Source organism: Streptomyces sp. NPDC058678 (assembly GCF_042714835.1).
Lineage (GTDB): Bacteria > Actinomycetota > Actinomycetes > Streptomycetales > Streptomycetaceae > Streptomyces.
On record NZ_JBHXSG010000006.1, the window covers coordinates 154142 to 176204 of the forward strand.

General features: G+C 71.2%; 18 protein-coding genes. 3 read left to right on the top strand and 15 right to left on the bottom strand.

The annotated features are described in order from the left end of the window. Window positions 1-417: 417 nt before the first annotated feature. Entirely contained in the window at window positions 418-1368 is a 951-nt protein-coding gene (locus tag ACFWWR_RS08810) for a 2-hydroxyacid dehydrogenase (protein ID WP_383860985.1), read from the bottom strand. A 76-nt stretch (window positions 1369-1444) separates the two neighbouring features. Between ACFWWR_RS08810 and ACFWWR_RS08815 the strand changes: the two genes are divergently transcribed. Next, a complete protein-coding gene (locus ACFWWR_RS08815) occupies window positions 1445-2443 on the top strand; it encodes an aldo/keto reductase (RefSeq protein ID WP_383860982.1) in 999 nt (332 codons plus the stop codon). A 119-nt stretch (window positions 2444-2562) separates the two neighbouring features. Beyond that, window positions 2563-3735, top strand: a complete 1173-nt coding sequence (locus tag ACFWWR_RS08820) for a PQQ-dependent sugar dehydrogenase (RefSeq protein WP_384302599.1) — start codon at window positions 2563-2565, stop codon at window positions 3733-3735. Here the strand turns inward: ACFWWR_RS08820 and ACFWWR_RS08825 are convergent. From ACFWWR_RS08825 to ACFWWR_RS08855, 7 genes are all read right to left on the bottom strand, one after another. Continuing rightward, window positions 3728-3931 (bottom strand): DUF6191 domain-containing protein, encoded by a 204-nt coding sequence (locus ACFWWR_RS08825; protein ID WP_383860976.1) that lies wholly within the window; start codon window positions 3929-3931, stop codon window positions 3728-3730. The two genes, ACFWWR_RS08820 and ACFWWR_RS08825, sit on opposite strands and share 8 nt — an antisense overlap. Before the next feature lie 38 nt (window positions 3932-3969). Continuing rightward, complete coding sequence (locus ACFWWR_RS08830) at window positions 3970-7047, bottom strand: AAA family ATPase (RefSeq protein WP_384302625.1); 3078 nt, start codon at window positions 7045-7047, stop codon at window positions 3970-3972. A 71-nt stretch (window positions 7048-7118) separates the two neighbouring features. After that, window positions 7119-7304, bottom strand: coding sequence for a hypothetical protein (locus ACFWWR_RS08835; RefSeq protein WP_383860973.1), 186 nt, complete (start codon window positions 7302-7304; stop codon window positions 7119-7121). A gap of 206 nt (window positions 7305-7510) precedes the next feature. After that, window positions 7511-8098 (bottom strand): hypothetical protein, encoded by a 588-nt coding sequence (locus tag ACFWWR_RS08840; protein ID WP_384302601.1) that lies wholly within the window; start codon window positions 8096-8098, stop codon window positions 7511-7513. A gap of 35 nt (window positions 8099-8133) precedes the next feature. Further along, window positions 8134-8709: a GNAT family N-acetyltransferase gene (locus ACFWWR_RS08845; RefSeq protein WP_383860967.1), complete on the bottom strand. Its 576-nt coding sequence runs from the start codon at window positions 8707-8709 to the stop codon at window positions 8134-8136. Beyond that, window positions 8687-10933: an MMPL family transporter gene (locus tag ACFWWR_RS08850; protein ID WP_384302603.1), complete on the bottom strand. Its 2247-nt coding sequence runs from the start codon at window positions 10931-10933 to the stop codon at window positions 8687-8689. Before ACFWWR_RS08850 ends, ACFWWR_RS08845 begins: the two co-directional genes overlap by 23 nt. 213 nt (window positions 10934-11146) lie before the next feature. After that, complete coding sequence (locus ACFWWR_RS08855) at window positions 11147-11440, bottom strand: hypothetical protein (protein ID WP_383860961.1); 294 nt, start codon at window positions 11438-11440, stop codon at window positions 11147-11149. A gap of 189 nt (window positions 11441-11629) precedes the next feature. Between ACFWWR_RS08855 and ACFWWR_RS08860 the strand changes: the two genes are divergently transcribed. Next, entirely contained in the window at window positions 11630-12433 is an 804-nt protein-coding gene (locus ACFWWR_RS08860; RefSeq protein WP_383860958.1) for an SAM-dependent methyltransferase, read from the top strand. Window positions 12434-12531: 98 nt separating this feature from the next. Here ACFWWR_RS08860 and gatB read toward each other — a convergent pair whose 3' ends face one another. The 7 genes from gatB to ACFWWR_RS08895 all read right to left on the bottom strand — a co-directional run bounded on the left by gatB (window position 12532) and on the right by ACFWWR_RS08895 (window position 22057). Beyond that, a complete protein-coding gene (gene gatB / locus ACFWWR_RS08865) occupies window positions 12532-14046 on the bottom strand; it encodes an Asp-tRNA(Asn)/Glu-tRNA(Gln) amidotransferase subunit GatB (RefSeq protein WP_383860955.1) in 1515 nt (504 codons plus the stop codon). A gap of 15 nt (window positions 14047-14061) precedes the next feature. After that, window positions 14062-14301, bottom strand: a complete 240-nt coding sequence (locus ACFWWR_RS08870) for a hypothetical protein (protein ID WP_030040520.1) — start codon at window positions 14299-14301, stop codon at window positions 14062-14064. Then, the gene (gatA, locus tag ACFWWR_RS08875; RefSeq protein WP_383860952.1) at window positions 14298-15800 is read right to left on the bottom strand and encodes an Asp-tRNA(Asn)/Glu-tRNA(Gln) amidotransferase subunit GatA; all 1503 of its coding nucleotides are present in this window, start codon (window positions 15798-15800) and stop codon (window positions 14298-14300) included. The genes ACFWWR_RS08870 and gatA overlap by 4 nt, the downstream gene beginning before the upstream one ends. A gap of 5 nt (window positions 15801-15805) precedes the next feature. Further along, complete coding sequence (gene gatC, locus ACFWWR_RS08880; protein ID WP_007384860.1) at window positions 15806-16102, bottom strand: Asp-tRNA(Asn)/Glu-tRNA(Gln) amidotransferase subunit GatC; 297 nt, start codon at window positions 16100-16102, stop codon at window positions 15806-15808. Between the two features lie 210 nt (window positions 16103-16312). Further along, window positions 16313-18568: a putative bifunctional diguanylate cyclase/phosphodiesterase gene (locus ACFWWR_RS08885; protein ID WP_383860949.1), complete on the bottom strand. Its 2256-nt coding sequence runs from the start codon at window positions 18566-18568 to the stop codon at window positions 16313-16315. A 279-nt stretch (window positions 18569-18847) separates the two neighbouring features. Further along, entirely contained in the window at window positions 18848-21040 is a 2193-nt protein-coding gene (ligA, locus tag ACFWWR_RS08890; RefSeq protein WP_384302605.1) for an NAD-dependent DNA ligase LigA, read from the bottom strand. A gap of 15 nt (window positions 21041-21055) precedes the next feature. Further along, window positions 21056-22057, bottom strand: a complete 1002-nt coding sequence (locus ACFWWR_RS08895) for a methionine synthase (protein ID WP_383860944.1) — start codon at window positions 22055-22057, stop codon at window positions 21056-21058. Window positions 22058-22063: the final 6 nt, after the last annotated feature.

The window sequence follows — 22063 nt, forward strand, 5'->3', positions numbered from 1 at the left end:
GGCTGTTGTGCCTGCGGTGGTGACGGTTGTGAGGGTGATGGCTCTGCTGACCGTCGTGCTGACCGTGATGACCGCCGTGGCTCCCGTGATGGCCGCGTCGGCGCGCGGCCGTGTGCCAGGGTCGCCGCCGACGGCCCCGCCGCGTCGGATCGCTCGTCCATAGGCCGTGCATCGCCCGTCGCCCCCCTCACAGTCTCAAACGTCCATCCCCGGCGCCGAACGGTGCGCGGCGCAGCCCCTGTCGGGACGATACACCAGTCTCGTCACTCAGGGACATAGTTCCTCTACGCTCCGTGACGGCCAGCGGCGACGCGAGCACGGAGCGCGTCCGTGAGGTTGCGGAGGGTACCGGAAACGGATGACACGCTTGTTGCGCCGGTCGTGCGGGGCGTGCGCGCGGCGCTCATCTCACAGGCGTCACGCGCCGGTTGGGCCCGTCGTAAGGATCACGTTGCGCAGGGGCTCCCGGTTCACGAATCGGCTCAACTGGTCCACCAGCAGTCGCTTGGCGCGGGGCAGGAACGCGGAGGTGGGTCCGCCGACGTGCGGGCTGACGAGCACGCCGGGCGCCTGCCACAGGGGGTGCCCCGGGGGCAGCGGTTCGGGGTCGGTGACGTCGAGGGCGGCGGTGATACGGCCGCTCTCCAGCTCGGCGAGCAGCGCCTTGGTGTCGACGACCGGGCCCCTGGCCACGTTGACCAGCAGCGCGCCGTCCTTCATGCGGGCCAGGAAGTCGCTGTTCACCAGGTGGCGGGTGGTCCCGGTGAGGGGCGTGGCGAGGACGATCACGTCCGCCTCGGGGAGCAGGGCGGGAAGTTCGGTGAGCGGATGCACCGGACCGCGCGCTGTGGTGCGCTCGGAGCGCGCGACGCGCGCCACCCGCGCGACCTCGAAGGGAACGAGCCGGTCCTCGATCGCTGATCCGATCGAGCCGTATCCCACGATGAGGACGTTCCGGTCGGCGAGCGCGGGCCGGAACCCGCCGCGCCACTCCCCCTTGTCCTGGGCCCGTACGAAGTCGGGGACACCGCGCAGGGAGGCGAGGATCAGGGTGAGCGCCAGCTCGGCGGTGCTGGCTTCGTGCACCCCGCGCGCGTTGCACAACCGCACGCCGGCAGGCAGGTACTTGAGGCCCGGCTCGATCGCGTCGGTGCCGGCCGACAGCGTCTGCACGACCTGCACCGAGCTCATGCGGGGCACCGGCCGCAGTCCGACCGCGATGGGCTTCATGTAGGGGACGACGTAGTACGCGCAGTCGGCCGGATCCGCGGGAAAGTCCTCACCACCGTCCCAGAAGCGGTAGTTCGGGCCTTCGGGGAGCCCTTCGATGTCTTCCGGCGGAATGGGGAGCCACACGTCTGCAGTCATGGTCAGGAGGCTATGTCAGGCGCTACCGGACGCAGAGGTTAGGTTGGGGGGCCAGGAGAGGGAGGGTCACGGCCAGGTGGAGCGCAGGACGATCGGCGCGGCGGCGCTCACGGTGGGGGCCGTCGGACTCGGGTGCATGCCGATGAGCTGGGCGTACAACGGTTCGCGGCAGCGCGGCGACGAGTCGCTCAGGGCCGTGCAGCGGGCGCTGGATCTGGGCTCGACCCTCCTGGACACGGCCGACATGTACGGCCCGTTCACCAACGAGCTGCTGCTGGGGCGGGCGCTGAAGGAGCGGCGCCAGGACGCCTTCGTGTCGACCAAGGTCGGTCTGCTGGTGGGCGAGCAGCACATCGTGGCCAACGGCCGCCCCGGCTATGTGAAGCGCGCCTGCGACGCCTCCCTGCGCCGCCTGCAGACGGACGTCATCGACCTCTACCAGCTCCACCGGGCGGATCCCGAAGTGCCGGTCGAGGAGACCTGGGGTGCGATGGCGGAACTCGTCCAGGCCGGAAAAGTAAGGTCGTTGGGGCTGTGTGCGATGGGCGCGCGGGGCGGCCGCAGGTCCGGGGCCCGGCTGCACGACGGGACGATCCGGCAGTTGCAGCGGGTCCAGCAGGTCTTCCCGGTGAGCGCGGTGCAGGCCGAACTGTCGGTGTGGTCGCCGGAGGCGAAGGAGTCGCTGCTGCCGTGGTGCGAGGCGCGCGGCATCGGCTTCCTGGCGGCGATGCCGCTCGGCAACGGCTTCCTGACCGGCACGCTCACCCCCGGCGAGGGCTTCGAGCCGGACGACGTGCGTGCCCGCCACCCCCGCTTCACCGCCGAGATGATGGCCGCGAACCAGCCGATCGTGGCCGGCCTGCGCCGGGTGGCCCGTCGCCACGGCGAGGACGTCACGCCCGCTCAGGTGGCCCTGGCCTGGGTGCTGACGCAGGGACGGCACGTGGTCCCGGTGCCGGGCGCCAAACAGGAGCGCTGGGTGACGCAGAACGCGGGGGCGGCGAGCCTGCGCCTGACGGCCCAGGACCTGGCCGAGGTGGCGGAGCTGCCGGGGGCGCAGGGATCCTGGGAGTAGGGATCCGGGGGTCACCGCGTGAGGTTTCGGGGATCGGGTTGCGGTGATCGGGAACCTGTGAGGCGCGAGCGGTGTATGACAAGGAGAACCTGCCGCGAGACCGCCCCGTCGAAGGGACCATGATCGTGCAACGTCGAGCTGTGTCGGCCGTATTGGCCGCGACCGCGCTCGTGCTGACGGCCGGCTGCTCCTCCGACGGCGGAGGTGAATCGTCCAACGGAAGTGACAGCGTCCCACCGAGCAGTACGACCTCGGGGTCGTCACCCACGGAACGGGCCGCCGACCCCACTCCCCCCGCCAAAGGCTCGGTGAAGGTCGTCCGCACCGTCACCCAGGGCCTGAGCACCCCCTGGGGCCTGGCCCCCATCCCGGACGGCGACCTGCTGGTCTCCTCCCGCGACGAGGGCACCCTCACCCGGGTCGACGAGGAGACGGGCAAGAAGACCGAGCTGGGCGAGGTGCCCGGGGTGTCGCCGGCGGGCGAGGGCGGCCTGCTGGGCATCGCCCTCTCCCCGGACTTCGCCTCGGACCACATGGTCTACGCGTACTTCACCTCGGCCTCCGACAACCGCATCGTCCGCATGCTGTACGACGAGCGGAAGCCGGCCGGTGAGCAGCTGGGCGCACCCGACACGATCTTCAGGGGCATCCCCAAGGGCGTGATCCACAACGGCGGCCGGATCGCCTTCGGCCCGGACAAGATGCTGTACGCGGGCACGGGCGAGAGCGGTGACACCGGTCTGTCCCAGGACACCAAGTCCCTCGGCGGCAAGATCCTGCGCATGACTCCGGAGGGCGAGCCGGCCCCGGGGAACCCGTTCCCGAACTCGCCGGTGTACTCATACGGCCATCGCAACGTGCAGGGCCTCGCCTGGGACGACAAACAGCGACTGTTCGCCTCGGAGTTCGGTCAGGACACCTGGGACGAGCTGAACGCGATCAAGCCGGGCGACAACTACGGCTGGCCGGAGGCGGAGGGCAGGTCGGGCGGCTCCGAGTACCACAACCCGGTGGCCCAGTGGGGCACGGACGACGCCTCCCCCAGTGGTGTCGCCTACGCGGAGGGCTCCGTCTGGATGGCCGGCCTCAAGGGTCAGCGCCTGTGGCGCGTTCCCCTGAAGGGCACGGCGGCCTCGGCCGAACCGCAGGCTTTCCTGGAGGGCGAGTACGGCCGTCTGCGCACGGTGGTCGCGGCGGGCGGCGACAAGCTGTGGCTCGTCACCAGCAACACGGACGGCCGGGGAGACCCGAAGGCGGGCGACGACCGGATCCTGGAGATACAGGTCAGCTAGGGCCTGTGTCGTCCGGGGAGGCGTCTTCCTCCTCCGGCTGCGGCGGCCGTACGACGACCTTCCCCGACGTGAGGTCTATCGGCCCGCGTCCGGGGTCGCCGTCGCCGACGTCCTCCCGGGTGAGCTCCAGCCGCTTCTGCTCGTCGCGGGTGTGCTTGCGACCGGGGGCGAACAGTTCCTCGAAGGGGTTGAACACAAAGTCTCCCTCAGCCGGTGTCCTCTTCAGCGTAGGCCTCAGGGCGCCGTCCGCATGGTGAGCGTTTCGGACGGGAACAGCCCCAGACGGTGCGCCACCGCCGCCGCCTCGCCGCGGCCCGAGACACCGAGCTTGGCCAGGATGTTCGAGACGTGGACGCTGGCCGTCTTCGGGGAGATGAAGAGTGCCTCGGCTATCTGGCGGTTGGTCCGGCCTGCGGAGACCAGGCGCAGGACGTCGCGTTCCCGGCCGGTGAGGCCCAGGATGTCGGCCGGGTCGGCGGGGGCGGGCGTCTGCCCGGAGGGCCGGTTCAGGGGGAGGCGGGCGCGTTGGGCGAGGAGGGTGACGGAGTCGGCGAGGGGGCGGGCGCCGAGGTGGGAGGCGACGGCGTGGGCGAGGCGGAGGAGTTCCGTGGCGCGATCGCGGTTGTCGCCGTCCGCTCCCGAGAGCAGCAGGGCCTCGGCCAGGCGGTGGCGGACGCGGGCGAGGTCGTAGGGGCGTTCCAGGGCCTCGAAGGCGGTGACCACCTGCGTCCAGGTGTCCGCGCAGGTGCCGCCCTCGGCTCGGAGCAGTTCGGCGCGGACCCAGCACTCGTAGGCCTGCCAGACGGGGACGTGAGTGGGGAGGAGCTTGGCCGTGGCGCGGATGCGTTCGAGGATCTCGGTGCGGCCGGGGTCGGCGGCGGGCAGGTCGCGGGCGTCGGCCTCCGCGGCGGCCGCGCTGAGCAGCATCCGCCAGACGTAGCGCTGGGTGGCGGGCGGGAAGCCGGCGTCCATGGCGCGTCCGAGTTCGGCGCGGGCGTCCAGGAGGCGGCCCTCGCCCGCGGCGATGCCGATCGCGATGCGGACCAGGGGCAGCTCGTGCTGGGGTGCGCGGTCGTGGTTGCCGAAGTGGCCGCGGGCGGCGGTCAGATGGCCGGCGGCGGTGGCCAGGTCTCCTCGGGCCAGGGCGAGTTCGGCACGGAGCGTGGCGTGGAAGCCACGGGGCTTCGCGCTCTGGCCGACGCGTTCGGCCTTGGTGCCCGCTTCGGCGGCGCGGTCCCAGCGGCCCAGGGAGTACAGGGTTTCCGCGAAGTTGCCCCAGATATAGGCCTCGGAGTCCAGCAGGCCGAACTTCTGGGAGTAGGCGAGGCCTTCCTCCAGGATCGGCACGGCCTCCTTGGACCGGCCGACGGATTCGAGGGCGTCGGGCAGGTTCACGTAGGCGCGGCCCCCGATGGTGGAGATGCCGTACTCGACCGTCCGCTGCTTTACCTCGAACATCTCGGCGAGCCCCGCCTCGACGTCACCGGCCTCGACCATGAGCCCGCCGAGCGTGAGGCGGGCGTTCATCTCGGTCTCGCGGACGCCGACCATGCGCGCGTACTCCACGGCACGTTCGGCGGCCGTGAAGGCGTCGGGTCCCGGTGCGTGCACCATGGACCAGTTGGCCACGTTGGCGAGGACCTCGGCGTGCACCTCCGAAGGCGGCAGACCGCGTACGAGTTCCTGGGCGGTGGCCAGTTCGGACCAGCCGTCGCCGCGGGACAGCGCCTGGATCAGACGCGAGCGCTGGGTCCAGAACCAGGCGGCGCGCAGAGGATCGGCCTCGTCCTCGAGCAGCCGCAGCGCCCGCTTGGTGATCTTCAGGGCGCGTTCGCGTTCCGAGCACAGCCGTCCGGCGACCGCGGCCTCGGCCATCAGGTCGAGGTAGTGCAGCGGGGTGGTGGCCGGGTCGCAGCCGCTGGGGGTTCCCCCACGCCTTTCGGGCAGTGGGGGAGGATGGACCTCGGTGTAGTCGGCTGGGTGCAGCTGTGCGCGGACCTCTTCGGGGGTGGAGTCCCACAGCTCCATCGCGCGTTCCAGGAGCCGCAGTTGTTCGGAGTAGGCGTGCCGGCGGCGGGCGGTGACGGAGGCGTCCAGGACGGCCGGCAGGGCTTTGGCGGGGTCGTGGGCGTGGTACCAGTAGCTGGCCAGGCGCATCACGCGTTCGCCGACGGGGACCAGCGTGGGGTCGGCCTCCAGGGCCTCCGCGTAGCGACGGTTGAGGCGGGAGCGTTCGCCGGGCAGCAGGTCGTCGGCGACGGCCTCGCGGACCAGGGAGTGGCGGAAGCGGTAGCCGTCGCCGTCGGGTGCGGCGAGCAGGATGTTGGCGTTGACGGCGGCCCTGAGCGCCTCGATGAGGTCGTCCTCGGCGAGCCGGGCGACGGCGGCGATCAGCCGGTACTCGACGGTGGAGCCGCCCTCGGCGACGATCCGGGCGACCCGCTGGGCGCTGTCGGGCAGGCTCTCGACGCGCACCAGGAGCAGGTCGCGCAGGGAGTCGGTGAGGCCGGTGCGGCAGCCCTCGTGGGCGGCGACGGCGAGTTCCTCGACGAAGAAGGCGTTGCCGTCGGAGCGTTCGAAGATGTCGTCGACCTGGGCCGGCTCGGGTTCGTGGGCGAGGATGCCGGCGGTCTGGCGGCCGACCTCGGCACGGTTGAAGCGGCCGAGTTCGATGCGGTGGACGGTGCGCAGCCGGTCGAGTTCGGCGAGCAGGGGGCGCAGCGGGTGGCGGCGGTGGATGTCGTCGGCCCGGTAGGTGGCGAGGACGACGAGGCGGCCGGTGCGCAGGGTGCGGAAGAGGTAGGCGAGGAGGTGGCGGGTGGAGGCGTCGGCCCAGTGCAGGTCCTCCAGGGCGACGACGACCGTGCGGTCGGTGGCGACGCGCTCCAGGAGGCGGGCGGTGAGTTCGAAGAGGCGGGCCATGCCCTCCTCGTCGTGCCGCCCGGGGGCGAGCTCGCCGAGTTCGGGCAGCAGCCGGGCGAGTTCCTCCTCCTGGCCGGCGGCCGCGGCGGCCACCTCGTCGGGCAGTTCACGGCGCAGGGCGCGCAGAGCGGTGGAGAAGGGGGCGAACGGGAGTCCGTCGGCGCCGATCTCGACACAGCCGCCGAGGGCGACGACGGCACCGCCTCGGCAGGCGGCGGTGGCGAACTCCTCGACGAGGCGCGTCTTGCCGACGCCGGCCTCGCCCCCGAGCAGTAACGCCTGCGGCTCGCCCGCGGCAGCGCGGGCGAGCGCGTCGTTCAGCGTGTCCAGCTCATCGATGCGACCGACGAACACCGGACTGACGGACCTGGTCTCCACGCGCCCGAGCATGGCACGCGGGTCCGACAGTGCGGCACCGGTTTTCGCGGGGAGGCCCTTGAGACCCTCCCCCGCCCCGGCGGTCATGCGGTCCGCGGGAACCGGTGCCTACGGGGGCGGCCGGTATGCACCTCGCCCTCGGCGGCGTTCTCGACTGCCTCACGGCGGGCGGCGCGCCGGCCGCGGACGGCCTCGCGGGCCAGGCGCTCGGTCGCGGCCCGGCGGATCAGTTCGGCGGAGCGGAGCTGGGCGAGCTCGTACTCATACATGGTGTGTCCCCTTGTGTTCCTGGTGAGAGGTCGGTTTCGGCTTCGCTTGCTGCGATGTCTCAACCTTCGTCTCCCAGGGGGGTCCGCCACATCGGGAGAGTTCCGCATCTTCGGCGGCGGGCGGGGCCTTAGACGTGCGTGAGGGGCCTTAGGAGGGCCGTAAGACGTTCACGGCATTCCTAAGACCCCTCGGGTCACGTGGTGTGTCAGCTCGCCGACGGCAGTCCGAGCAGGACGTCGGTGTACTTCAGGACGGCCAGGAGAAGGCCGATGACGCCGAGCGCGACACCGCCCCAGGCGACCGACTTGATCCACACGGCCTGCGGCTTGCCGGGCGTCCCGAAGGCGGGGCGGGCGAGGACCACGGCACCGACGATCAGCGCGGCAAGGGCGAACAGGCCGCCCCACAGCGCGGTGGTCTTCCAGGCGTCGCCGTAGACCTCCTTGACCTGCATGGCGACGCTCGCGGTGGACGAGGTCCCCAGCTGGCCGATGAGGGTCTCGCGGGCGGCGGCGACGGTGGAGATCCATCCGCCGGTGAGCGAGACGACGCCGAGCGCGGCGGAGACGACGGCACCGGCACCCTGTCCCACGCCCGTCGGACCCTCCGCCACGACCGGCTCGAGCGCCTCGTCCAGGTCGTCGGCGTCGGTGTCGGCGTCGACCTCGGCGGCGGCCTCGGTCTTCGTCACCTCGTCGGTCTTGGTGAGGTCGGTGGCGCCCGTCTTCCCCTCGTCGGTCGTGGCCTCGGCACCCGTCTTGGCACCGGTCTCGTCAGCTGTCTTGGTTCCCATGTCCGGCACCGTACGGATCCTGTCTGAGAGGTTTCTTAACGTTGGCTGTGTGCGGTACGCGTGCGTGCGTCCCGCCACTCGGGCGCGAGAATGGACCACACCTCGAGGTCGTGCCGCACCCCACGATAGGGGTGCGTCTCGCGCCGGACTCCCTCCAGGGTCATCCCCAGGCGCCGGGCCACGTTCAGGCTGGGCGTGTTCCCGGAGGCGGCGATCCACTCGACCCGGTGGATACCGCGCTGCTCGATCGCGAAGTCGAGGAGCACCCGCATGGCCCGGGTGACCAGGCCGCGCCCGGTGCCGGCGGGCTCCAGCCAGCAGCCGACCTCGCAGTTGCCGGTGTCGGCGTGGAAGTTCAGGAAGAGCACGCCGCCCACGAGCTGTCCGTTCAGCCACAGGCCGTGCAGGGATCCGGTGTCGGCGGCGCGCATGTCGGCGTACCGCTGGAGAGTCTCGCGCGCGGAGTCCACGTCCGTCGCCTTGGAGCCGAAGGCGATGAACTGCCCGATGAACTCGCGCCCCCGGTCCAGGTGCGCCAGGAACTCCTCGGCGTGCCACGGCTCCAAGGGACGCAGCTCGGCTCCGTCGTCACCCAGCGATATCGCGTACATCCTCGTCGTCCCGCCCCTTCGCCAGCACGTCCGCCACCTCGGCGTCCGTCGCGGCGGCCAGCCTTTCATGGGCGGCGCGGCACTCGGGCGGCTCGATGCTGATGCGGGGCATACGGCGGTCCAGCCAGCGCGGCAGCCACCAGTTGGCGCCGCCGAGCAGATGCATCAGGGCCGGCACCAGCAGCGTACGGACCACGAAGGCGTCGAGGGCGACGGCGGCGGCGAGCGCGATGCCGAACATGGCGATCACGCGGTCGCCGCTGAGGACGAAGGCGAGGAAAACGGAGATCATGATGACCGCGGCGGAGTTGATCACCCGGCTGGTCTCGGCGAGGCCGACGCGGACGGCCCGCCGGTTGTCGCCGGTCTCCAGCCACTCCTCGTACATCCGGCTGACCAGGAAGACCTGGTAGTCCATGGAGAGCCCGAAGAGGACGGACACCATGATCACGGGGAGGAAGGGCTCGATCGGCCCCGCGCGGCCGAGCCCGAGCAGTTCGCTCCCCCAGCCCCACTGGAAGATCGCGACGACGACGCCGAAGGCGGCGGCGACGGCGGCGACGTTCATCGCGGCGGCCTTGAGCGGGATGCCGACGGACCGGAAGGCGAGCAGGAGCAGCAGACAGCCGAGGCCGATGACGACGCCGACGAACACGGGCAGCTTGCCGACGATGACGTCGGCGAAGTCGTCGTAGCCGGCCGTCACCCCGCCGACCTGCACGTCGAGGCCGGTGCCGCCCTCGGCACGCGGCAGGACGTCGGTGCGCAGCCGGTCGACGAGGTCGCTGGTCCGGTGGGACTGCGGCGACGACTCGGGGACGATCGTGAAGTACGCCGTGTCGCCGCCGGTGTCGTACGTCACCGGGGTCACCGACGCGACGCCCTCGGTGGTGCGGATCGTCGCGTCGAGGTTGTCGAGGGCGAGCTTGTCCTCGGCGCCCCGGACGGGCGTGACGAGGGTGAGGGGGCCGTTCACGCCGGGACCGAAGCCGTCCGCGAGGAGGTCGTAGGCCTGGCGTGTGGTCGACGCCTGCGGGTTGTTGCCCTGGTCGGAGGTGCCCAGGTGGAGCCCGAAGGTGGGCAGGGCGAGGACCGTGATCACGGCCAGGGCGAGCGCGCCGAGCAGTTTGGGGTGGCGCTCCACGAACGCCGACCAGCGGGCGGCGAGCCCGGTCGGCAGCTCCGGCTGGGGCCCGTGTTCCGCGAGGTGGCGCCGCTCGCGCCGGCTGAGGGCGCGCATCCCGATGAGGGACAGCAGGGCGGGCAGCAGGGTCACGGAGGCGGCGACGGTGAGGACGACGGTCAGCGAGGCGGCGATCGCGACGCCGTTGAGGAACCCGAGCCGCAGGATCAGCATCCCCAGCAGGGCGATGCAAACGGTGGCACCCGCGAAGACGACCGCACGTCCGGTGGTGGCGACGGCGTTGGTGACCGCCTCCGTCACGGACAGCCCGCGTTTCAGGCCGCGCCGGTGTCTGGTGACGATGAACAGCGCGTAGTCGATGCCGACCCCGAGCCCGATCAGCATCCCGAGCATGGGCGCGAAGTCGGCGACGGTCATCACGTGCCCGAGCAGCACGATCCCGGCGTACGCCGTGCCCACGCTGACCAGCGCGGTGGCGATGGGCAGCAGCGAGGCGGCGAGCGAGCCGAAGGCGAGGAACAGGACGACCGCGGCGACGACCACGCCGACCACCTCGGCGAGGTGTCCGCCGGACGACTCGGTGAGCCCGATCGCGCTGCCGCCCAACTCCACCCGGAGCCCGTCGGTCGCGACGTCCCTGGCGGCGCTGACGACGGCCTGTGCCTCGCCCGGGTCGATGGTCTCGGCCGGGTCGTCGAAGGTGACCGTGGCGTACGCCGTGTGTCCGTCCGCGCTGATCCGGGCGGCGCCCTGCTCGCCGTAGGGGCCGGACACGGCGGCGACGCCGGGCAGGGACTCGATCCGGTCCAGGGTGCGGGTCATGACCTGTTCGATGTCGGCGGCGCGGACGGTGCCGGACGTGGTGTGCCAGACGACGGTGTCGCTGTCACCGCCGAGGTCCGGGAAGCCCTCGCGCAGCAGCTGGGTGGCGCGGCCCGACTCGGTGCCGGGGACCTCGTAGTCGTTCGAGTAGGCGGAGCCCGCGACGGCGGCGGCTGTACTCACTCCGCCAAGGGCGAGAAGCCACAGGAGAACGACGACGAGGCGTCGTTGAACACACCAGCGTGCGAGGGCTGCCACGAACGTGCTCCCGGGGGGTTATTTTGTGGATCTTTGACCGGGAACAGTCGTTCATAAGACGTCATTTGATTTCATGATGTGAACGGCCCGCAAAGAACGCATGAGCAATGCGAGGACCACTCTTGCAGGCGAAAGTGATCGTTTGCCTTATTGGTGGGCTTATTCACAAGAGTGGGAGCCAGATCACAGGACAGTAACGGGCACTCTGTCACCTCAGTCGAACTGGTCGCCCAGCGCCATCACCATCACACCGGCGACCAGCAGCCAAAGGGCCCGCCGGGTGCGTCCCCGGGACCCGAGGACCGACGCCAGCGCGCACACCACCGCGCCGAAGGCGTAGGCGGCCGGGACCAGCGTGGGTGCGGAGCCGGTCAGGCGGAGCGTCGAGGCGGCGAGGCCCGCGAGCGCCAGCACCGCCCCGGTCGCCGCCGCCGTCCAGCGGGCCCGCCGGGCGTCCTCGGCCGGATCTCCGACGTCGTGCATCTCGGAATCACCGCGTCCACTCATGGCGGGCGAGCGTAGCGCGTCCCGCTGGGAAATCCGGATGCGGGGCCGGACGGCCGCCTGCTAGCTTCCGCAGGTCCCTCGTCCTCGCGGCTCCTCGCCGCCGGCCTGAGCAGGTGCGTTGTTTGAGCGTCCGACCGAGCTCCTCCGTATCCCTTTCCGCTTCCCCGGACTCAAGGAGCCCGTTCACCGATGCCCGACAACACCCCGAGGACCTCGGTTGAGGACCTCACCAAGCGGCTGACCCACGCCCGCTACCCGCGCAGCAACAGCTACGACGTCCGCTGGACCATCGAGAACCAGATGGGCCCGCACGCGCTGTGGCTGCTGGAGTGGCTCGCGCCCGCCCTCGGCCTGGACACCCTGCGCCCCGGCGCCCGCGTCCTCGACCTGGGCTGCGGCCGGGCCATGACCTCGGTCTTCCTGGCCAGGGAGTACGACGCCCAGGTCACCGCGGCCGACCTGTGGGTCAAGCCCGACGAGAACGCTCAGCGGATCGCCGAGGCCGGTTTCGCCGACCGTGTGCTGCCCGTGCACGCCGAGGCGCACGACCTGCCGTTCGCCGAGGGCGGCTTCGACGCCATCGTGAGCATCGACGCCTACCAGTACTTCGGCACCGACGACCTCTATCTGCCCACGCTGACCCGGCTGTTGAAGCCGGGCGGGCGGATCGGTGTCGTCGTGCCCGCGCTGCGGGAGGAGCCGGAGGGCACCGAGCCGCCGGAGCACCTGAAGCCATTCTGGGACCCCGGCTTCTGGGCCTTCCACACGCCCGCCTGGTGGCGCCGCCACTGGACCCGGAGCGGGACCGTGGAGGTCGAGACCGCCGACTGGCTGGAGGACGGCTGGAAGGACTGGCTGCTGTGGAGCGAGGTGTGCGCCGAGGAGAGCCCGAGCGAGTTCATGGCGGGCATGGCCCGTGAGTCGGTGGAGCTGCTGCACGCCGACGAGGGCCGCGCACTGGGCTTCGCACGCGTGGTGGGCCGCCGCCGGTAATGAACGCCGGTGAACACGCCGGTAAGTGACACACCGGGGGGACGCATCGCAGCCGATGCGTCCCCCCGGTGCTCACGACCAAGGGGCCGACAAGGGACTCAGCCCTCGCTGACGCCCAGCTTCTCCAGGATCAGTTCCTTGACGCGAGCCGCGTCCGCCTGCCCCCGCGTGGCCTTCATGACCGCGCCCACCAGGGCACCGGCCGCGGCCACCTTGCCGCCACGGATCTTGTCCGCGACGCCCGGGTTGCCGGCGATGGCCTCCTCGACGGCGGTGGTGAGCGCGCCCTCGTCGGAGACGACCTTCAGTCCGCGCTTGTCGACGACCTCGTCGGGAGTGCCTTCGCCCGCGAGAACGCCTTCGATGACCTGGCGGGCCAGCTTGTCGTTCAGGTCACCGGAGGCCACCAGCTTGGAGACCCGGGCGACCTGCTCCGGCGTGATCGCCAGCTCGTCCAGCGACGTGCCGGACTCGTTGGCGCTGCGCGCGAGTTCGCCCATCCACCACTTGCGGGCGGAGCCGGCGTCGGCACCGGCCTCGATGGTGGCGACGATCGGCTCCAGCGCACCGGCGTTGAGGATCGCCTGCATCTCGGTGCCGCTGATGCCCCACTCCTCGCGCAGGCGGTTGCGGCGGACCAACGGCAGCTCCGGCAGCGCGGAACGGATCTCTTCGACCCACTCGCGCGTCGGGGCCACCGGGACCAGGTCCGGCTCGGGGAAGTACCGGTAGTCCTCGGCCTCCTCCTTCACGCGGCCAGAGGTCGTCGACCCCGTGTCCTCGTGGAAGTGCCGGGTCTCCTGGATGATCGTCCCGCCGCTGTTCAGCACGGCCGCGTGCCGCTGGATCTCGAAGCGGGCCGCCCGCTCCACCGACCGCAGCGAGTTGACGTTCTTCGTCTCGGACCGGGTGCCGAACTTCTCCCGGCCGTGCGGGCGCAGCGACAGGTTCACGTCGCAGCGCATCTGGCCCATCTCCATGCGCGCCTCGGACACGCCGAGCGCCTTGATGACCTCGCGCAGCTCACGGACGTACGCCTTGGCCACCTCGGGAGCGCGCTCGCCCGCGCCCTCGATCGGCTTGGTGACGATCTCGATGAGCGGGATGCCGGCGCGGTTGTAGTCGAGGAGCGAGTGCGAGGCGCCGTGGATACGGCCCGTCGCGCCACCGACGTGCATGGACTTGCCGGTGTCCTCCTCCATGTGGGCGCGCTCGATCTCCACGCGGAAGGTCTCGCCGTCCTCCAGCTGCACGTCGAGGTAGCCGTTGAAGGCGATCGGCTCGTCGTACTGGGAGGTCTGGAAGTTCTTCGGCATGTCCGGATAGAAGTAGTTCTTCCGGGCGAACCGGCACCATTCGGCGATCTCGCAGTTCAGCGCGAGACCGATCCTGATCGCGGACTCGACGCCGGTCGCGTTGACGACCGGGAGCGAGCCGGGCATGCCGAGGCAGGTGGGGCAGGTCTGCGAGTTGGGCTCGGCGCCCAGCTCGGTCGAACAGCCGCAGAACATCTTCGTCTTGGTGCCGAGTTCGACATGGACCTCGAGGCCCATGACGGGGTCGTACGACGCCAGCGCGTCCTCGTACGACACCAGGTCGGTCGTGGTGGTCACGGTGAAAGTTCCCTCTCAGCCCAGCAGGACGTCGTCGTCGCCCAGCCGCTTCAGCTCGCGGTAGAGGATGGCGAGGCCGGTGACGATGGCGACGGCGGACACGGTGGCGTCGATCAGGACCAGGGTGTCCTTGTCGGCGCGGGCCTTCTTCAGCCGCTTGGCGACGCCGAACGCGCCGAACGCGGTCCCGGCGATGGACAGGTACGTACCGGACTTGGACTTCTTGAAGCCCTTGGCCTTGGTCAGTGCGCTCACAGCGACGGTGCCTCCTCGATCAACGGGTGACCCCACCTTTCCACGAAGGCGGCCTCGACGGCGGCGCCGACCTTGTACAGACGGTCGTCCTTCAGCGCCGGGGCGATGATCTGCAGCCCGACCGGGAGGTTGTCCTCCGGGGCGAGACCGCAGGGCAGCGACATGGCCGCGTTGCCCGCCAGGTTGGTCGGAATGGTGCACAGGTCGGCGAGGTACATCGCCATCGGGTCGTCGGCCCGCTCACCGATCGGGAAGGCGGTGGTCGGCGTCGTCGGGGAGACGATCACGTCGACCTGCTCGAAGGCCTTCTCGAAGTCGCGGGTGATGAGCGTGCGGACCTTCTGGGCGCTGCCGTAGTACGCGTCGTAGTAGCCGCTCGACAGGGCGTAGGTGCCGAGCATGATGCGGCGCTTGACCTCGGGGCCGAAGCCCGCCTCACGGGTGAGGGAGGTGACCTCCTCGGCCGAGTGGGTGCCGTCGTCGCCGGTCCGCAGGCCGTAGCGCAGCCCGTCGAAGCGGGCGAGGTTGGACGAACACTCGGAGGGCGCGATGAGGTAGTACGCCGACAGGGCGAGGTCGAAGGACGGGCAGTCCAGCTCGACGATCTCGGCGCCCAGCTCCTTGAGGAGGGCGACGGACTCGTCGAACCGCTGGAGCACACCGGCCTGGTAGCCCTCGCCGCGGAACTGCTTGACGACGCCGACGCGCATGCCCTCGACGTTGCCGTTGCGGGCGGCCTCGACGACCGGCGGGACCGGGGCGTCGATGGAGGTGGAGTCGAGCGGGTCGTGTCCGGCGATGACCTCGTGCAGGAGGGCCGTGTCCAGGACCGTACGGGCGCAGGGCCCGCCCTGGTCGAGGGAGGAGGAGAAGGCGACCATGCCGTAGCGGGAGACCGCCCCGTACGTCGGCTTCACGCCGACCGTGCCGGTGACGGCGGCCGGCTGGCGGATGGAGCCGCCGGTGTCGGTGCCGATGGCGAGCGGCGCCTGGAAGGAGGCGAGCGCGGCGGAGGAACCACCGCCGGAACCGCCGGGGATCTTGGTGAGGTCCCAGGGGTTGCCGGTCGGGCCGTAGGCGCTGTTCTCCGTCGACGACCCCATGGCGAACTCGTCCATGTTGGTCTTGCCGAGGATGACGACGTCGGCGGCCTTCAGCTTCTTCGTGACGGTCGCGTCGTACGGCGGGATCCAGCCCTCGAGGATCTTCGAACCGACGGTCGTCGGGACGCCCTCGGTGGTGAAGATGTCCTTGAGCGCGAGGGGAACGCCGGCCAGCGGACCGAGCTTCTCGCCCCTGGCCCGCTTCTCGTCGACGGCACGAGCCTGGGCGAGGGCGCCCTCGCGGTCGACGTGCAGGAAGGCGTGCACCTTCTCGTCGACGGCCTCGATACGGGCCAGGTGGGCCTCGGCGACCTCGACCGCGGTGAGCTCGCCGGAGGCGATCTTCGCGGCGGTCTCGGCGGCCGTGAGCTTGATGATGGTGACGTTGTCCGTCATGGCGGTTAGTCCTCCCCCAGGATCTGCGGCACCTTGAAACGCTGCTGCTCCTGGGCCGGGGCGCCGGAGAGCGCCTGCTCGGGGGTGAGCGACGGACGGACCTCGTCGGCCCGCATGACGTTCGTCAACGGGAGCGGGTGCGAGGTCGGCGGTACGTCTTGGTCGGCGACCTCACTGACGCGGGCGACCGCGCCGATGATGTCGTCCAGCTGTCCCGCGAAGTGCTCGAGCTCTTCGGGCTTCAGCTCCAGACGCGCCAGCCGGGCGAGGTGGGCGACCTCCTCGCGCGTGATGCCAGGCATGCAGCGATCCTCAGGGGTGAGTGAGTGTGGTTTGGGGCCAATCCTATGGGGCGGCGGCCCGTGGCCGTTAAACGGTTTCGCGAGCGCTCGTCACACCTCCGTCTGCCGCCGACTTCCTGTGACGACTTTCAGTGGCCGCCGATGGCGGTCATCCCCGCAGAGAGGGTCATCTGTCGGCCGGGCTGAACGGGTGGGCGAGGGAGAAAGAAGTCACTCCGCGGCCGGCAACGCCGCCCGCGGCCGCTGCCACCCCCGCGACCCCCGCGCCCGCAGCCACGCCGTCGTCTCCTCCGGCGGCATCGCGGCCGCGACCAGCCAGCCCTGCACGGCGTCACAGCCCATGTCCCGCAGCCGCTCCCAGGTCTCGTCGTCCTCGACGCCCTCCGCGACGACGAGCAGGCCCAGGGAGTGCGCTAGGTCGACGGTGCAGCGCACGATCTCCGCGTCCTCGGTGTCGACGGCCAGCCGGGCGACGAACGAGCGGTCGATCTTCAGCTCGCTGACGGGCAGGCGGCGCAGGTGGACCAGCGAGGAGTAACCGGTGCCGAAGTCGTCCAGGGACATCTTCACGCCGTGGCCGGTCAGCGCGGCGAGGGTGTCGGCGGCACGCTGCGGGTCCTCCAGGAGGACGTGTTCCGTTATCTCCAGTTGGAGCGCTCCCGCCGGGACGCCGTGACGGGCCAGCCGGGCGGCCACCGAGCCCGCGAAGCCGGGCGTGTGCACGTCGCGCGGGGAGACGTTGACCGCGACCGGGACGAACAGGCCCTGCGAGCGCCACTCGGCGACCTGCGCGAGGGCCGTGTCCAGGACGTATTCCGTGAGGTGGGGCATCAGCCCGGAGGACTCGGCGATGGCGATGAACTCGTCCGGCGGGACCTTGCCGCGCTCGGGGTGCACCCAGCGGACCAGGGCTTCGAGGCCGGCCACCTGTCCGTCGAAGCGGACCTTGGGCTGATAGTGGAGCTGGACCTCGCGCGCGTCGAGGGCCCGGCGCAGATCGCCCAGCAGCCCGAGCCGGTCCGGGGTGTTGGAGTCCCGCTTGGACTCGTAGACCTCGACGCCCGTACGGTCCCGCTTCGCCTGGTACATCGCGACGTCCGCCCGCCGCAGCAGCCCTTCGGCGTCGAGGGCGTGGTCCGGGAAGACGGCGACTCCGGCGCTGGCCTCCAGGACGAGGGTGAGGCCGTCGAGGTCGAGCGGGGAGCTGAGGGCGGCGACGAGGCCGCGGGCGACCCGGGTCGCGGAGGTCGTGGAGTCGGCGACCGGCAGTAAGACGGCGAACTCGTCACCGCCGAGCCGGGCGGCCTCCGCACCGCGCGGCAGCGCCAGCCGGAGCCGGTCGGCTATCTGGAGGAGCAGCCGGTCACCGGCGAGGTGACCCAGCGTGTCGTTGACCGACCGGAAGCGGTCCAGGTCGATCAGCATCAGGGCGGAGCGGGCGCCGATGCGCTCGGCGTCGTCCAGTGCCGTCCAGATGCGTTCCAGCAGCCACTGGCGGTTGGGCAGCCCGGTCAGGGGATCGCGCAGCTGTTCCTCGGCCCGGGCCCGGGCTATCCAGAGGGTGGAGTCGAGGGCGACGAGGGGGATGGCGAACATCGGCAGCAGGATGGGCTTGGCGCTGGCGACCACGCAGACCAGGGGTGCGATGCCGAGCAGCGCGACCGCGACCAGACCCTGCCTGACCAGGGCGGTGCGGGCGACGGTGGGCAGTCCGCCGGAGCGCGGGGCGTGCAGATACCAGCCCAGGGTGCGGGTGACGGCGAGGTAGGCGACCGCGACCAGCGCCACCTCGGGGGCGGTGTAGAGGGTCCAGGTCTCGGGGTTCCAGGGGTGCTCGACGGACGGCACCCGGCCGAACGCGCCCAGTACCAGGGCTCCGGCGCCGATGCCGAGGATGTCCACCGCGCCGTGCAGGACGCCCTGGCGCCAGCGTCCGCGGCGGGCCACGCCGACCAGCAGGACGACGGTGAGGCTGACCATTCCGGCGGGCACCCAGCCGTACAGCAGCAGCACGGCGAGGGTGAGGGCGGCGCCGGAGCCGGTGCCGCCCCACCAGCGGGCGCGTCCCAGTGCCACCAGGTGGCCGACGATGATGCCGGTCAGCACGGCCAGCGACCAGCCGACGGTGCCGGACGGGAAGAGCGCGTGGCCGTCGGTGAAGGCCCGGTAGAAGCCGGCGCCCAGGACGAACCCGGCCGCCGCGACGACCGCCGTGGGCAGCGCGGGCCAGGACAGGTGCCGCTCCGCCTCGGCGTCCTGCTGCCCGGACGCGCGTGCGGCGGTGTGCTGGGCGGAGCTCGGGTCGTCGGTCTGCGTGTAGGGTCCGGCCGGGTAGTGTCCGGCGGGACGACCCTCCGCGCCGGGACGCTCCGCGGGCCGCCCGCTCCGCATGCCTTCCCGCCATGCGCCGACCATCCGGCGCAGGCGCAGCCGTGAGTCCGGGGCGGCGCTCTCGCTCGGTTCCATTCCCGTCCCTCTCACAGCCGGCGGTGCCCACGCCACGCGGCCCGATGCCCGACAACTCTCGACGAAGCCGCGTTGGAAAACCCTTCCCCGTGCTCTTCGAGGCTCTTCGAGAGCAAAGGGATGCCCCGACCGCAGCTGGGCACGGCAGGCGCACACCTCAACAGTAGGCCGCAGAAGGCTTCTACGGGCACCGGTCGTCGACGGTTGCCCGAATGCGCCCCGGCCACCCGTATGCATCTGGTATGCGCCGATCGGGTGGCCTTCAACCGCTGTTCCTCGCTACTCCTGGGCCGGAAGCGCGACTTCGGCCGCCGCCTCCGGGCCCTGTTCCAGCAGGACCTCGAAGCCGTCCTCGTTCAGCACGGGCACCTTGAGCTGCATCGCCTTGTCGTACTTCGAACCTGGATTGTCACCCACTACGACGAAAGACGTCTTCTTCGAAACAGAACCGGTCACTTTCGCGCCACGAATTTGCAACGCCTCCTTGGCGCCATCGCGGGTGAAGTGTTCGAGTGTGCCGGTCACCACGACGGTGAGGCCTTCGAGCGGACGCGGGCCCTCGTCCTCGCCGGAGCCCTCCTCCTCCATCCGGACGCCGGCGGCCTTCCACTTGCGCAGGATCTCCTGGTGCCACTCCTCGGAGAACCACTCTTTGAGTGATTTCGCGATGATCGGGCCGACGCCGTCGGTGCCCGCGAGCTCCTCCTCGGAGGCCTGCTCGATGCGGTCGACGGAGCGGAACTCGCGGGCCAGCGCCTCGGCGGCGACGGGGCCCACGTGACGGATCGACAGGCCGGTGAGGACGCGGGCGAGCGGGCGCTGCTTCGCGGCGGCGATGTTCTCGAGCATGGAGAGCGCGTTCTTCTTCGGCTCGCCCTGCTGGTTGGCGAAGACGGTGGCGACCTTCTCGTCACCGGTCTTCGGGTCCCGCTTGGGCAGGCCACTGTCCTGGTCCAGGACGTACGCCTTGATGGGCAGCAGCTGCTCGATGGTGAGGTCGAACAGGTCGCCCTCATCGGTCAGCGGCGGCTCGGCGGGTTCCAGCGGCTTGGTGAGGGCCGCGGCGGCGACGTACCCGAAGTGCTCGATGTCCAGTGACTTACGGCCCGCGAGATAGAACAGGCGTTCGCGCAACTGGGCGGGGCAGGTGCGGGCGTTCGGGCACCGCAGGTCGATGTCGCCCTCCTTCATCGGCCTCAGCGCGGTACCGCACTCGGGGCACTCGCTCGGCATCACGAACTCGCGCTCGCTGCCGTCGCGCAGGTCGACGACCGGGCCGAGGATCTCCGGGATGACGTCACCGGCCTTGCGCAGCACCACGGTGTCGCCGATCAGCACGCCCTTGGCCTTGACGACGTCCTGGTTGTGCAGGGTCGCGAACTCCACCTCGGAGCCCGCGACGGTGACCGGTTCGACCTGTGCGTACGGCGTGACCCGGCCCGTACGGCCCACGCCCACGCGGATGTTGATGAGCTTGGTGTTCACCTCTTCGGGCGCGTACTTGTATGCGATCGCCCAGCGCGGAGCACGCGAGGTGGAACCCAGCCGCCCCTGGAGCGAGATCTCGTCGAGCTTGACCACGACCCCGTCGATCTCGTGCTCCACGGAGTGCCGGTTCTCGCCGTAGTACGCGATGAACTCCCGTACGCCGTCGAGGCCGTCGACCACCTTGTTGTGCCGGGAGGTGGGCAGGCCCCAGGTCTTCAGCAGGTCGTAACCCTGGGAGAGGCGGGTCATGCCGTCGAAACCCTCCAGGGCTCCGATGCCGTGCACGACCATGTGGAGGGGGCGGGTGGCGGTGACGCGCGGGTCCTTCTGACGCAGTGAACCGGCCGCCGCGTTGCGCGGGTTGGCGAAGGGCTTGTCGCCGGCCTCGACCAGGCGGGCGTTGAGCTCCTCGAACTTCTCCATCGGGAAGTAGACCTCGCCGCGGATCTCCACGAGGTCCGGGACGCGGTCGCCGGTCAGACGGTCCGGGATCTCCGCGATCGTACGGACGTTGGGCGTGATGTCCTCACCGGTGCGGCCGTCGCCCCGGGTCGCCGCGCGCGTGAGGCGGCCCTGCTGGTAGGTCAGGTTGACGGCGAGGCCGTCGACCTTGAGCTCGCACAGCAGGTGGTAGTCCGGGGCGCCGACGTCCTTGGCGACGCGCTCGGCCCAGGCGGCGAGCTCCTCGTCGCTGAACGCGTTGTCGAGCGAGAGCATGCGGGAGCGGTGCTGGACCGCCGTGAACTCCGTCGCGTACGCTCCCGCGACCTTCTGGGTCGGCGAGTCCGGGGTGCGCAGCTCCGGGTGCTCCTCCTCCAGCGCCTCCAGGGTGCGCAGGAGCTTGTCGAACTCCGCGTCGCTGACGACCGGAGCGTCCTTCACGTAGTACCGGAAGCGGTGCTCCTCGATCTGCTCAGCGAGCTGCGCGTGCTTCTCCCGTGCCTCGGCGGGCACCGTCGTCTCCGCCTGCTCTTCGCCGGCCACCGTGTTGTCCTCCCGTTACTCTGGGTTGTCCGCGAGGGATCTCGCCGCCCGGACGCAGTGGGCGAGGGCCTCGCGCGCGTACGCGGGGGACGCCCCCGCGAGTCCGCACGACGGCGTCACCGTGACCGCCTCCCCGAGCAGCCCCGGATGCAGCCCCAGCCTGCGCCACAACGTCCTGACACCCATGACGCTACCGGCAGGGTCTGACAATGGGCCGTCCGTGCCCGGCACGACACCGGCGAACAGCCGGAGGCCGCCCTCCACCGCCTCACCGATCACGTCGTCGTCACGCTCGGTGAGGAGCGAGAAGTCGAAGGAGACGGCCGCCGCGCCCGCCCGGCGCAGCAGGGCGAACGGGACGTCCGGTGCGCACGAGTGGACCACGACCGGGCCACCGTCGTGAACCCCGATGCACTCCCGGAGCGTGGCCTCGACGACCTGGCGGTCGGGGGTGCGGTAGGTCCGGTAGCCGCTGGCCGTCCTCACCTGACCGCGCAGTACGGCGACGAGGGAGGGTTCGTCGAGCTGCAGGACGACCTGGGCGCCGGGTACGCGGCGTCGCACGTCCGCGAGATGCTCCCGCAGGCCCTCGGTGAGCGAGCCCGCGAGGTCGCGGTAGGCGCCGGGGTCGGAGAGGACGGCCTCGCCGTTCCTCAGCTCGAGGGCGGCGGCGAGGGTCCACGGTCCGACGGCCTGCACCTTCAGCTGACCCTCGTAGCCCTGGGTGAACTCCTCCAGCGCGTCGAGGTCTTGGACGAGCCACGACCGGGCCCTCTTCGTGTCCCGTCCCGGGTGGTCGCCGAGCCGCCAGCCACTGGGCTCCACGCGCGCGTACATCTCGACGAGCATCCCGGCGGTCCGGCCGATCATGTCCGCGCCGGGGCCGCGGGCGGGGAGCTCGGGCAGGAACGGGAAGTCGTCGAAGGATCCGGTGGCGGTCTTGGCGGCCTCCAGGGCGTCGCCGCCGGGGAGGGAGCCGATGCCGGTGGCGGGGGCGAAGCTGAAATGTGCGGTCACATGGGA

Excerpts from the sequence above, each read along its gene's own strand:
- ACFWWR_RS08810 (WP_383860985.1), bottom strand. The coding sequence starts at position 1,368 with ATGACTGCAGACGTGTGGCTCCCCATTCCGCCGGAAGACATCGAAGGG.
- ACFWWR_RS08820 (WP_384302599.1), top strand. The coding sequence starts at position 2,563 with ATGATCGTGCAACGTCGAGCTGTGTCGGCCGTATTGGCCGCGACCGCG.
- ACFWWR_RS08830 (WP_384302625.1), bottom strand. The coding sequence starts at position 7,047 with ATGCTCGGGCGCGTGGAGACCAGGTCCGTCAGTCCGGTGTTCGTCGGT.
- ACFWWR_RS08835 (WP_383860973.1), bottom strand. The coding sequence starts at position 7,304 with ATGTATGAGTACGAGCTCGCCCAGCTCCGCTCCGCCGAACTGATCCGC.
- ACFWWR_RS08840 (WP_384302601.1), bottom strand. The coding sequence starts at position 8,098 with ATGGGAACCAAGACAGCTGACGAGACCGGTGCCAAGACGGGTGCCGAG.
- ACFWWR_RS08845 (WP_383860967.1), bottom strand. The coding sequence starts at position 8,709 with ATGTACGCGATATCGCTGGGTGACGACGGAGCCGAGCTGCGTCCCTTG.
- ACFWWR_RS08855 (WP_383860961.1), bottom strand. The coding sequence starts at position 11,440 with ATGAGTGGACGCGGTGATTCCGAGATGCACGACGTCGGAGATCCGGCC.
- ACFWWR_RS08860 (WP_383860958.1), top strand. The coding sequence starts at position 11,630 with ATGCCCGACAACACCCCGAGGACCTCGGTTGAGGACCTCACCAAGCGG.
- gatA (WP_383860952.1), bottom strand. The coding sequence starts at position 15,800 with ATGACGGACAACGTCACCATCATCAAGCTCACGGCCGCCGAGACCGCC.
- gatC (WP_007384860.1), bottom strand. The coding sequence starts at position 16,102 with ATGCCTGGCATCACGCGCGAGGAGGTCGCCCACCTCGCCCGGCTGGCG.
- ACFWWR_RS08885 (WP_383860949.1), bottom strand. The coding sequence starts at position 18,568 with ATGGAACCGAGCGAGAGCGCCGCCCCGGACTCACGGCTGCGCCTGCGC.